Genomic DNA, 12,122 nt, shown 5'->3' with positions numbered 1-12,122 from the left:
CGGAGTGGACGCATCACTGGTGTTCGGGTTGTCATGCCAATGGCATTGCCCGGTAGCTAAATGCGGAAAAGATAAGTGCTGAAAGCATCTAAGCACGAAACTTGCCCCGAGATGAGTTCTCCCTGACCCTTTAAGGGTCCTGAAGGAACGTTGAAGACGACGACGTTGATAGGTCGGGTGTGTAAGCGTAGCGATACGTTGAGCTAACCGATACTAATGAACCGTGAGGCTTAACCTTACAACGCCGAAGATGTTTTGGCGAAGAGACGAAGATTTCAGCTTGATTACAGATTAAATCAGAACGCATAAAGCGGTCTGAAAACAGAATTTGCCTGGCGGCTGTAGCGCGGTGGTCCCACCTGACCCCATGCCGAACTCAGAAGTGAAACGCCGTAGCGCCGATGGTAGTGTGGGGTCTCCCCATGCGAGAGTAGGGAACTGCCAGGCATCAATTAGTGAAGAAGCCCATCCTGACGGATGGGCTTTTTTGCGTCTGTACGATCCCGTCTCACATGCCGGATGTTGGCGCTAACATCTCCTTATGTGCACGTGATGCACAATACTCCACTTTTTTTCCACTCCATTTCCCTCTATTCCTCCTGCAGCTAATCCTAAATCGTGATCCTGCTAACAGAAAATGTGACTCTCATCACTAATTTGCAAATAACAATTATATAACATTTCATTTACTAAAATATCTGCCTGCGTGACGTGTACGCCCGGTAAGGCAGGAGAGCGCTTTTGGCAGGAGTTAACAAATGGCCGTAACCAGTGTGACCCCAGAAGAATCGCTGACCAACAGCGATACTCGCCGTCGCGTGATGGCAATTGTCGGGGCATCATCAGGGAACCTTGTTGAGTGGTTTGATTTCTACGTCTACTCGTTCTGTTCCCTCTATTTTGCTCACATCTTTTTCCCGTCAGGCAATACCACTACCCAACTGCTACAAACTGCTGGCGTATTCGCCGCGGGTTTTCTGATGCGCCCAATCGGTGGTTGGCTATTTGGCCGCATCGCAGACCGCCGTGGACGTAAGGTCTCGATGCTCATTTCCGTATGCATGATGTGCTTCGGCTCGTTAGTTATTGCTTGTTTGCCGGGCTACAGCGTGATTGGCACCTGGGCTCCCGCACTGCTACTGCTGGCGCGTTTGTTCCAGGGGCTGTCCGTCGGCGGCGAGTATGGTACCAGTGCCACCTACATGAGTGAGGTAGCGGTTGAAGGTCGTAAGGGCTTCTATGCGTCCTTCCAGTATGTCACGCTGATTGGCGGTCAATTGCTGGCTGTACTGGTGGTGGTAATTCTTCAAAATGTGCTTAGCAGCGAAGATCTTCACGCCTGGGGATGGCGAATTCCATTTGCCCTGGGGGCCGTACTGGCGATTGTCGCCCTGTGGCTGCGTCGCCAACTGGATGAAACCTCACAGAAAGAGACGCGCACGCTAAAGGAGGCCGGTTCATTCAAAGGGCTGTGGCGTAACCGCAAGGCATTTGTGATGGTGCTCGGTTTCACCGCCGCAGGCTCGCTGAGCTTCTACACCTTTACGACCTATATGCAGAAATATCTCGTAAACACCGCCGGGATGAGCGCCAATCTGGCAAGCGTCATTATGACTGCCGCGCTGTTCGTCTACATGCTGGTTCAGCCGTTCTTTGGACTGCTGTCGGATAAAGTCGGCCGCCGTACCTCGATGCTCTGCTTTGGCGCGCTGGCAACCCTGTTTACCGTGCCGATTCTCTCCGCGCTGCAGAACGTCACATCACCGTACGCGGCATTTGCGTTAGTCATGTGCGCGCTGCTTATTACCAGCTTCTATACCTCTATTAGCGGGATCCTGAAAGCTGAAATGTTCCCGGCGCAGGTGCGCGCGTTGGGGGTAGGCTTGTCTTATGCGGTGGCTAACGCCTTGTTTGGCGGTTCAGCCGAATACGTGGCGTTGTCGATGAAGTCTGCGGGTATCGAAACCGCCTTCTTCTGGTATGTGACGGTAATGGCGGCGATTGCTTTCCTGGTCTCACTTAAGCTGCATCGCAAAGGAAAAGGTCTACGCCTGTAGTTTAATGTTGCGCGAGCTGCCACACCGCATAGCCGGTGGTGGCGCCGGCAACGTCCCAGGCAAAGTCCTTCCAGCTCCAGCCGCTCCCTGCCGGGCGGCTGTCCCAGAGCTCTTTCGTCGCCCCCAGGCTGACGGAAAACATCAGGCCAATCGCCGCGCTGCGATCGCGGCTGACTCCCTGGTGCTGCGCATACTCATTACCGGCGGCTGAAAGCATCGCCGAGGCAATAAAATGCTGAGCTTTATCCTGCCCGCTCCAGCTATCGTTTGCCATATGGCTGCAACCGCTGAGCGCCAGCATTGTGCACATCAGAAGAGGGCGTAGCATAAAGACTCCAGTCATAAAAAAGCCCCGATGTGCGGGGCTTCAGTTTACAGGATACGGCTAATCAGCCTGTCGATACGAATTCGACGCAGACGGCGAATCAGCTTGCGCACTTTTACCGGATAGTCCGCGATGCTTTGCAGGTCGCGGAAGTGATTAACCACCGTTGTGTGCTTACGAATTAGATCCAGCTCTTTCTGGCGCATCGACGCCAGCTGCTTTTTCGGATCGTGAATCAGCACCGCGTTTTCCAGATCCAGACGCCACGCACGAGGGTTGAGGTTATTGCCGGTCAGCAGAATCCACTCGTTGTCGACCCACATCCCTTTCAGGTGATAGCTATTATCGCCGTCTTTCCACAGGCGCACCGTCAGCTGATCGGTATTGATGTAATATTGCAGGCGGCTCAGGAAGCGGCGCAGGTTAATCTCGTACAGATACGGCAGCGCGCCGATAATTTTAAACGGCTCATTTTCCGGAATATAGAAGTCATTCGCCGTTTTGTCCCCGACGATAATCTCCACTTTCTTCCCTTCGCGCAGCAGACGAATGATGCTGCGGACCAGCAATGCTGGCAGGTTAAAGTAAGGGGTGCAGATTGTGAGCTTTTCTTCGGTGCACGGCATCAGGTGGAAAATAGCTTTATTCAGCTGGCTGGTTTTCCCCAGACCAACCAGCGGCGTAACCGTCAGCTCATCATCACCTGCATTACCTGTGAAATGGTAGCTGGTATCACGCAGTTCCTGGCGATACTGGCGGATATCATTTTTGATTTCCGGGCTTTTCGGACGCTCAGTGTTGTCCAGACGATTCACGCCACGGCCTTCGACCAGATTCTCCGATACCCAGTTGAACATGATATCGGCCATCTGCGGATTACGAATACACTGGTAGCGATCATAACGATATTTATCGTGCTGATGCAGATAGACATCATTGATGCTCGCGCCGCTATACAGCACGCAGTCATCAATGATGAAGCCTTTAAAGTGCAGTACGCCGAGCGCTTCACGGGTATTTACCGGCACGCCATAAACGGGAACCTCGACACCTGGGTTCTCTTTTGCGGTGCGGCAGTACCAGTCCGCGTTGGTATTGGATGCGGCAGCACCAATGCGCCCACGCTGTGCGCGATGCCAGTCAACCAGCACGCGAACATCGAGTTCCGGGCGTTGACGTTTGGCATCGTACAGGGCTTGCAGAATCATCTTTCCGGCGTCGTCCTGCTCAAGGTACAACGCGACGATACAGATTCGGCGCGTGGCGCTGGCGATTTTTGCGAGCAACGCTTCACGAAAATCTGCTGGAGCATAAAAAAACTCAATATCATCAACAGACTGTGAAAGCTTGGGTAGTTGGGCAAGGTGTTGTTGATGTTTATTACGCTTAAATTTTGACAACATCACAGTGCGTTTCTTCTCTGGTTTAGTGAAGGGTCCTCTGTACCACGCAGACGACGTAAGCGGTCAATGATACCATCTCTGTCGGGTAAGGGCAGCATTTCCAGCAGCTTAGTCATCACTTAGCCTTAATGACAGCCCGACAATGCCATCTTCCAGCTGAATATCTACGTCAAAACCGAGCTTCCTCGCCAGAGCAATCATTCCACGATTGTTTGGCATGGTAATACCATTCAGGCGCTGTAAACCATGGGATCGGGTGTAGCCAATAAGTTTGTCCAGCAGACGCCCACCCAGCCCCAGACCTTTCAAGTCGGAGCGCACTAACACAGCAAATTCCGCATCAATGTTGTCGGGATCGGAAATCGCGCGAGTCACTCCCAGGATCTCGGTACGATCGCCTGACGAATAGACTGCCACGAAAGCCATTTCTCGATCGTAGTCGATCTGCGTCATATTGGCTAAATCGTCGTGGGTAAATTCGTTGATCTCGCTGAAATAGCGGTAATAAAGATCTTCTTTCGTCACCCGGGCGATAAACTGCTGCAGTAGCGGCTCGTCTTCCGGCAGAATTGGGCGGAACAGGCAGCGCTCGCCGTTTTTCATAGTCACCCACTCTTCAAGGTGCTGCGGGTAAGGCCGCACCGCCAGTCGACTTTCGCTTGACCCGCTAAATGGCGCAATATCCAGCGTCACGTCCAGAGCGGTGAATTCGTTGCCAGAGGCAAGCAGCGGGTGAATATCCAGCCGCTGAATTTCAGGGCAATCCACAATCAGGTTCGACACCTGTACCAGCAGTTGGCTCAACCCCGCAACATCCAGCGGCCGCAGCGCGCTACGCCCGCGGATTTTCTTGTTTTTAATCGCCTGAATGACCAGATAGCGCGCCAGCGTCATATTCAACGGCGGTAAGGCGACAGCGGCCTGATCTTCTGCGCGCCATTCCACACCGCCTTCCCCCAGCATAATCAGCGGCCCGAAAACCGGATCGTGCTCGACGACGACGCGCAGCTCCTGAGCGCCAGCGCGGTTGGCCATACTTTGCACCAGCAGCCCGTGAATACGTGCCTGTGGCCAGGTCATTTTTACACGGTCAAGGATGGCGTCCGCCGCCTGCTGCACTTCGCTGGCGGTACGCAGGTAGAGCATGACGCCCTGAACTTCCGATTTATGCGGAATGTCCGGCGAACGAAGCTTAAGCGCGACCGGATAACCAATCTGCTCAGCAATGTGTACAGCCTCGGCGCTGTCTGCGGCAATCCAGGTGGGAAGCGTATTCAGGCCGTAAGCGGCTAAAATTGGCCGCACTTCGTGCGTGTCCAGTGCGCTGATGCCGTTATCAATCGCCTGCTGTAATAATTCATGCGCCTGGCCGGTATTGGCGGTCAGGCTGTGCGGTAGGGCCGGGGTTTCCCGTAGCTGCTTCTGGTTGCGCCGGTACTCCACCATATGCATAAAGGCAGTAATGGTGCCTTCCGGCGTGCGGTAGGTCGGGATCCCGGCATCGCTGAACATCCGGCGCGCTTCTATCGATGAATACTCGCCGCACCAGTTGGTCAGTACGCTGATGTAGTTGCCGCGTGGGTGTTGCTTAATCAGGTCAATCAAGGCCGCGGCGCTTTCGCTGCCTGGCGCGGTGGCGCTGGGTGAGTGGATGACCATCAGCGCATCGAGGTCCGGGCTATTCAGCAATACATTCACAGCCGCCAGATAGTGGCCAATACTGGCATCATCACGTAAATCCAGCGGGTTGTTGGCCTCGACGGTATCGGGCAATAGCTGTTGAAGCTGCTGGCGCGTCTCGTCGCTCAGCGTGGCCAGTTTGCCATTACGCGCCCAGTGTTCATCTAACGCCAGCGCCGCAGGCGCCGCGCCGTTGCTGATGATCATGAGTCGCTCGCCGCGTAGCGGCCGCATATGACTGAGCGTTTCAACGGCAGAAAACAGTTCGTGCGTGTCCTGTACGCGAAGCAAACCCGCGCGCTGGATAGCCGCATCCCAGGCCGGATCCATCCCCGAGTTCACGTGCAGCAGCCGCTGCGCCGCTGGGCTACGGCCGCTTTTAATCACCAGAATGGGCTTATTACGCGATGCGCTACGGGCGGCAGAGACAAAGCGGCGTGCGTCGCTGAGTTGCTCGAGATACAGCAGAATAGCGCTGGTTTTACTATCGCGCGCCAGATAGTCGAGCAGATCGTCGACGTCGATATCGAGGCTGTCGCCGAGCGCGATAAAATAGGAGAAGCCCATTTCGCGCTGCTGCGCCCAGTCCAGTATCGTGTTGGAGACGGCGGCGGATTGCGAGATAAAGGCCAGCTTGCCCTTGCGGATGGGCACCGGCGAGAAGCTGGCGTTCAGCCCCTGCCACGGGGCCAGTAACCCGAGGCTGTTCGGCCCCAGTAGTCGCATCTGATAACGGGCGGCGCAAGCTTTTAGCTCGCTGAACTGGTCCGGAGGGGAGGAGAGAATAATACAGGTTTTGCAGCCTTTTTCGCCCAGTGACTCCAGCAGCTCAAGATTGCGGCGCGCATGGGTACACAACACCGCGAGATCGGGGGAGAAGGGAAGGCTTTCAATCGTCGGCCAGGCCAGCACGCCCAGCACGGCTTTCCACGCGGGCGTCACCGGCAATACCGGGCCCGCGAAACCACCCGCCAGCAGGTTTTGCATCATCAGAAAACCGGCGCGCTGAGGTTTCATTGATGCGCCAATCACCGCAATCGATTTGGGTCTCAGCAGTGCTTCCAGCCCACGTTGGCTCATACCGGTCTTCCTTACGCGACAATGACGGTAAGAGTTTAACCGTTTTCCGTCTCGACTGCTGTGACGCTGCCCTGATGCTGAGATTTTCCTGCCAGATAGCGGCTACGAAAGCGGGTGAAATGCTCACTGAGTGCCGATGCAGCATGGGTATCATTCGCTAAATCGAGCAGCGCAATCGCCACTTCAGCGGTGCAATACTGCCCTTCGGCGTGCACTTCGCGCAGGCTGTAGGCCGATACGCGCGAAAGGTCGACGGAGATCAGCGGCAAATTGTCCAGCCACGGGCTTTTGCGAAACATTTTGCGCGCTTCCGGCCAGGTTCCGTCTAACATAATAAAGAGCGGTGGTTTACCTGATGGCGGGGCGCTCAACACTTGCCTGTCGGCATCGGCGTAGGAGGAAGGAAAGACGACCATCGGCTGATAGTCGGGGTTGCTGACCAAATCCAGCAGCGCCTGGGGCGGTTCGGTACGCGACCATTGAAAAGCCTCGGTCTGCGGCAAAATATCGGCGATCAGACGGCCAGTATTACTGGGTTTCATCGGCTCGGTATCAAACATCACCAGGCAGAAACGACTTTTTGCCGGCTGCGGCGTGATGGTGTCACAGAGACAATAGCGCTGTACCAGCAGGCAACGCTGGCAGCGACGAACCCGGTTACCGCGGGCAAGAAAAGGACGAGTCGCGCGGGCAAGACGCTCGGCGCGCAACCGAAGAACGGCGTTATCAATCATGGGATTCGAACGGCAAAAACGCTATTGTCGCAGAGGCGGATTCGGGGCACAAGATGTGCCCCGTGGGTATCAGGCTTGCAGGGCCTCGTTCAGCCAGCTTTCAAACGGCGCTTTGGGGACGGCGCCGTTGAGCATATCGATCACTTCGCCATTTTTGAAAATCATAATGGTCGGGATACTGCGAATACGGAAGCGGGCGCTCAGTTCACGTTCGGCTTCGGTGTTCACTTTGACGAAGCGCATCGTGCTGCTGCGCTCTTCGGCGACGTCTTCAAATATCGGCGCAAAATTGCGGCAGGGGCCGCACCATGGCGCCCAGAAATCAACCACAACCGGGAGATCGTCCTTCAGCAGTTTGTCCAGCGTGCTGTCCGTGGCGTTAATAACATCGCCATCAAACAAGTCTTCACCACAGCGTCCACATTTTGCCGCCTCGTTAATGCGTTCTTCTGGAATGCGATTAAGCGCCTGGCAGTGGGCACAAACGGTATTCATAACTCACCTCTGGGTCTCGTGTTGCAGAACGGCAATGTTGCCGGATGTTTCTATAATGTTACACATTATCGTTCAGAGCGTATTAATCGACAATGCGTTTTATCCAATGGGTACAATAGTCGTGGTCTTTTGTACGAAGTCATAGCTAAGCGCTGGCACATCAGGTAATCTGCGCGCTTCGCGCAGCGCAGGTGGAGAAAAACATGAGCGACGAACTGAAAAACAAAAACGGCAAGGTCAAAGTGATGTACGTCCGCAGTGACGATGACTCGGACAAACGCACCCAAAATCCACGTACTGGTAAAGGCGGAGGCCGTCCAGGCGCATCCCGTGCCGGTACTTCCCGTGCCGAAGGCGGTCGTCGCCCTGCCCGTGATGAGAGAAAGGGTCAAAACAGCGATCGTGGCCGTGAGCGCGGTCGCGATCGGGATGTTGAACGCGATCGCGAACGTGGTGAAGGCTCCCCATGGCGTACGGTTTCCCGTGCGCCGGGTGACGAAACCATCGTTAAGCCCGATCACGGCGGCATCAGCGGCAAAAGCTTTATCGATCCGGAAGTTCTGCGTCGTCAGCGTGCGGAAGAAACCCGCGTCTACGGTGAAAACGCCTGTCAGGCGCTGTTCCAGAGCCGTCCGGACGCGATTGTTCGCGCCTGGTTTGTGCAGAGCGTCACCCCGCGCTTTAAAGAAGCGCTGCGCTGGATGGCGGCAAACCGTAAAGCCTACCACGTGGTGGATGAAGCCGAGCTGGCGAAAGCGTCCGGCACTGAACATCACGGTGGCGTTTGCTTCCTGATTAAAAAACGTAACGGCACTTCCGTACAGCAGTGGGTCGCGAAAAGCGGCGAAGATGATTGCGTACTGGCGCTGGAAGATGCAGGTAACCCGCACAACCTCGGCGCGATGATCCGCAGTTGCGCGCACTTTGGTGTGAAAGGGGTGATATTGCAGGATGCGGCTTTGCTGGAGTCTGGTGCCGCGATCCGTACCGCTGAAGGCGGCGCTGAGCATGTTGAGCCGATTACTGGCGACAGCTTCATTGCTGCGCTGGAACAGTTCCGCGATGCGGGCTACACCATCGTTACGACCAGCAGCAATGGCCGCGGTCTGCCGCTGTTCAAATCAGAACTGCCTAAGAAAATGGTGCTGGCGCTGGGCCAGGGCCGCGATGGCGTTTCCGAAGCGGCTGCCTCTATTGCTGACATGAGCGTGTCAATCGACGGGACGCGCGCCGTTGAAGGCCTGAACGTCTCCGTGGCGACGGGCGTGCTGCTGGCGGAATGGTGGCGACAGCATAAAGCGTAAGTACGTGAATGAAAAAAACCGGTAGAGTCGCCTCTACCGGTTTTTTTATGCCTGCTTTAGCTAGACTTGCTCCGGCAGCACCGGCATCCAGTCAATCGGCGTCTCGCCGCGCTGTTCAAGCCACTGGTTGGCCTGCACAAAATGATTACTGCCAAAGAACCCGCGATGCGCCGACAGCGGCGACGGATGTGGCGCTTTCAGCACGCGATGACGCTGAGGGTCAATAATTGCCCCTTTCTTCTGCGCGTGCGATCCCCACAGTAAAAAGACTACGCCTTCACGATGTTCGTTAATCAGCGCAATCACCTTATCGGTAAAGGTTTCCCAGCCGAGGCTGGCGTGAGAATGCGCCTGTCCGGCACGCACGGTGAGCACGGTGTTGAGCAGCAGCACACCCTGGCGCGCCCAGCTCTCCAGATAACCGTGGTTCGGACGGGTAAAGCCGGGAATGGTGCCTTCCAGCTCTTTATACATATTCAGCAGCGACGGCGGTATGGCAATGCCCGGCTGGACAGAAAACGCCAGTCCGTGTGCCTGATTGGGGCCGTGGTACGGGTCCTGGCCCAGAATCACCACTTTCACATCGCTCAGTTCGGTATAGCGAAAAGCGTTGAAAACATCTTTTTGCGGCGGATAAATGGTCACGCCCGACTGGCGCTCGCTGGCCACGGTCACCAGCGTGTTAACAAAATAGGGCTGCTCTTTTTCGGCGGCCAGCACGTCGTGCCAGGTTAATGGGGTTGTCATCTCGCTCTCCTGCGAATTTCTCTCGCTATAGCTTAACTGCTTCTTTCTCCATCACAAAATCGGATAGTGGAAGGGGAAGTCTGTAGAATAAAAAAAGTTGAATATTTACAAATATTTTTAGTGCTTACAGGGTGCGTAACTTGATGCAAAACAAGTATTTTCCTGTATCACCACTTTTATGGTGTGGTTTTTGTTGATTTAAATCAAAGAATCAAGGGTGTTCGAGGGGTATATATACACTCAAGCAACAATGGTTTTACCAATTGGCCGGGAAGCGGCCAGTTAAAAACGAATATAAAGAGCCTAGGGAGGCATCAAATGATTACTGGTATCCAGATTACTAAAGCTGCAAACGACGACCTGCTCAACTCATTCTGGCTGCTCGACAGCGAGAAAGGTGAAGCCCGTTGCCTGTGTGCGAAAGGCGGTTTCAAAGAAGATGACGTCGTTGCCGTTAGCGCGCTGGGCGATATCGAATACCGTGAAATCCCGGTTGAAGCGAAACCAGAAGTTCGCGTTGAAGGTGGTCAGCACCTGAACGTCAACGTACTGCGTCGTGAAACTCTGCTGGACGCCGTTGAGCATCCGGAAAAATACCCGCAGCTGACCATCCGTGTTTCCGGTTATGCGGTACGTTTCAACTCTCTGACTCCGGAACAGCAGCGCGACGTTATCGCCCGTACTTTCACCGAGAGCCTGTAATTTCTCAGGGGTGGGAAATGGAGGCGTTGGGTTAATCCGGTGCTAACAGACAAATCCCCCGCAGGATACCTGCGGGGGATTTTTTTTATCTGGACTGCTCGCGCCCGACCAGAATGGTGGTTAGCGTGAAGGAGAGCACCAGCGCGATGGCCACGCCAGAGATGGCGAAAATAAAGTAAGGGCCGATGTACGCGGGCAGGCTGAAAATACTCGATAAAATATAGCCATACAGTCGTACGCCAAAGAAGGCGATAAACGCTGAAGCCAGTGAGCTGGCGATCGTGGCGGCGATAAATGCTTTCTTGTAGCGGGTCAGCACGCCGAACAGCGCCGGTTCCGTAATGCCCAGCAGCGCGGAGATCGCAGCGGAAAGCGTCACCGTGCGGTTTTCTTTGTTCAGACGCCAGATGGCAAACGTGGCTCCGGCAATCGCCATATTGGCCATAAACATCATCGGCATCAGCATGTCGTAACCGCGATCGCTGAAGTTTTGTAGCGCGATAGGCGTCATCGCGTGATGCATCCCGGTCAGAATAGCGACCGGACGAATGGCGCCCACTACCAGCCCGGCGAAGCTCGCCGAAACGCCAAACAGCCCTTCGATAAACCACGCCAGCATTTTACCCAGCCAGATACCAATCGGCCCAATCACCACCAATGCCGCCAGCGCGCCGAGGAACAGCGTTAGCGTGGGCGTAAAGACGGTTTTCAGCACGTCGGGCATGATCTTGTCGACCGCCTGGTGAATGTACTTCAACGCCAGAATGGAGAAGATCACCGGGATCACGCTGGAGGCGTAGTTGAATACCGATACCGGAATGGCGTTAAACAACCAGAGCGCGGAGGCGGCATCGGCTTGATGCGTGGCGAGCGCTTTCGCTGCGTCAATCAGCGTAGGGTACATCAAGCAGGCGGCGACGGCGGCGGCCAGGTATTCGTTGGTTTTAAAGATCTTCGCCGCCGAGACGGCAAGGAAGAACGGCAGGAAATAAAATACGCCGCTGGCGATAAGATCGATGATCATCACCGTTTCGCTTTTCGGCGATACCACTTTTAGCGCAATCAGCCCCGCAAGCAGGCCTTTGATCATCCCGGCGCCGGCGATGGCGGGGACGATTGGGCCGAATACCCCGGAGACGGTATCCATAAACAGCGAAACCAGGCTTTTGCGTTCTTTGCTTTTGCCGCTAACAGTCGACTGGCCGCTATCGCCGAGGGCTTCCTGCAGCGTTTCATACCAGCTGTTCACCTTCGGGCCGATAATAATCTGGAACTGATCGCTTTGTAGCTGTGCGCCCAACACGCCGGGCAGTTGCTTAATTTCATCCTGCGCCACTTTATTATCATCAATTAAATCAAAGCGCAGCCGGGTCATACAGTGCCAGACTTTATTGATATTCTCCTGTCCACCTACCAGACGAATAATCCTGCTGATAGCCTCTTGCGTCCCCATAATGGCTCCTGCGGTATGTTTGTTGTTTTGTTTGTCTCGCTGAATGGTAAGTAAGCTCATCTTTAAAAACAAACCAATAAAATATGATTTCAATCACAACTTCCGTCTATAAGGTGGTTAAAACATGGTTTGTGTTTAAATT

At 54.8% G+C, this 12,122-nt stretch carries 10 protein-coding genes and 2 rRNA genes; 5 read left to right on the top strand and 7 right to left on the bottom strand.

Features of this window, described 5'->3' with window-relative positions; all coding sequences use genetic code 11:
• The 3 genes from NNN71_RS20240 to NNN71_RS20230 form a co-directional block, all read left to right on the top strand.
• A 23S ribosomal RNA gene (locus NNN71_RS20240) occupies nt 1-238 on the top strand; the annotation flags it as partial.
• A 93-nt stretch (nt 239-331) separates the two neighbouring features.
• Nucleotides 332-447 (top strand): 5S ribosomal RNA (gene rrf, locus NNN71_RS20235).
• A gap of 311 nt (nt 448-758) precedes the next feature.
• Nucleotides 759-2,057, top strand: coding sequence for an MFS transporter (locus tag NNN71_RS20230; protein ID WP_167575212.1), 1,299 nt, complete (start codon nt 759-761; stop codon nt 2,055-2,057).
• Between the two features lies 1 nt (nt 2,058).
• Here NNN71_RS20230 and NNN71_RS20225 read toward each other — a convergent pair whose 3' ends face one another.
• The 5 genes from NNN71_RS20225 to trxC form a co-directional block, all read right to left on the bottom strand.
• On the bottom strand, nt 2,059-2,367 hold the full coding sequence (locus NNN71_RS20225) for a YfiM family lipoprotein (protein WP_411908122.1): 309 nt from the start codon (nt 2,365-2,367) through the stop codon (nt 2,059-2,061).
• Nucleotides 2,368-2,429: 62 nt separating this feature from the next.
• Nucleotides 2,430-3,785 (bottom strand): CDP-diacylglycerol--serine O-phosphatidyltransferase, encoded by a 1,356-nt coding sequence (pssA, locus tag NNN71_RS20220; protein WP_064543404.1) that lies wholly within the window; start codon nt 3,783-3,785, stop codon nt 2,430-2,432.
• A gap of 108 nt (nt 3,786-3,893) precedes the next feature.
• A complete protein-coding gene (locus tag NNN71_RS20215; protein WP_163448336.1) occupies nt 3,894-6,545 on the bottom strand; it encodes a bifunctional acetate--CoA ligase family protein/GNAT family N-acetyltransferase in 2,652 nt (883 codons plus the stop codon).
• A 35-nt stretch (nt 6,546-6,580) separates the two neighbouring features.
• On the bottom strand, nt 6,581-7,279 hold the full coding sequence (locus tag NNN71_RS20210) for a tRNA-uridine aminocarboxypropyltransferase (protein ID WP_163448334.1): 699 nt from the start codon (nt 7,277-7,279) through the stop codon (nt 6,581-6,583).
• A gap of 69 nt (nt 7,280-7,348) precedes the next feature.
• Complete coding sequence (gene trxC / locus NNN71_RS20205; RefSeq protein WP_064543411.1) at nt 7,349-7,774, bottom strand: thioredoxin TrxC; 426 nt, start codon at nt 7,772-7,774, stop codon at nt 7,349-7,351.
• Between the two features lie 203 nt (nt 7,775-7,977).
• On the opposite strand from trxC, the gene NNN71_RS20200 reads away from it, so the two are divergent.
• Entirely contained in the window at nt 7,978-9,078 is a 1,101-nt protein-coding gene (locus NNN71_RS20200) for a tRNA/rRNA methyltransferase (RefSeq protein ID WP_271459200.1), read from the top strand.
• A 60-nt stretch (nt 9,079-9,138) separates the two neighbouring features.
• Here the strand turns inward: NNN71_RS20200 and ung are convergent, their stop codons facing one another.
• Nucleotides 9,139-9,825 carry a uracil-DNA glycosylase gene (ung, locus tag NNN71_RS20195; protein WP_271459199.1) on the bottom strand — a complete coding sequence of 229 codons (687 nt, stop codon included), beginning with the start codon at nt 9,823-9,825 and terminating at the stop codon, nt 9,139-9,141.
• 318 nt (nt 9,826-10,143) lie between these two features.
• Here ung and grcA point away from each other — a divergent pair, with 318 nt between their 5' ends.
• A complete protein-coding gene (gene grcA / locus NNN71_RS20190; RefSeq protein ID WP_064543417.1) occupies nt 10,144-10,527 on the top strand; it encodes an autonomous glycyl radical cofactor GrcA in 384 nt (127 codons plus the stop codon).
• Nucleotides 10,528-10,612: 85 nt separating this feature from the next.
• Here the strand turns inward: grcA and NNN71_RS20185 are convergent, their stop codons facing one another.
• Nucleotides 10,613-11,980 (bottom strand): PTS transporter subunit EIIC, encoded by a 1,368-nt coding sequence (locus NNN71_RS20185; protein ID WP_271459198.1) that lies wholly within the window; start codon nt 11,978-11,980, stop codon nt 10,613-10,615.
• Nucleotides 11,981-12,122 lie beyond the last annotated feature (142 nt).

Source organism: Kluyvera sp. Awk 3, from assembly GCF_028069715.1.
GTDB classification, from domain to species: domain Bacteria; phylum Pseudomonadota; class Gammaproteobacteria; order Enterobacterales; family Enterobacteriaceae; genus Kluyvera; species Kluyvera georgiana_A.
Note: the sequence above shows the minus strand (reverse complement) of the source record. Positions and strands in the feature narration are given on the sequence as shown.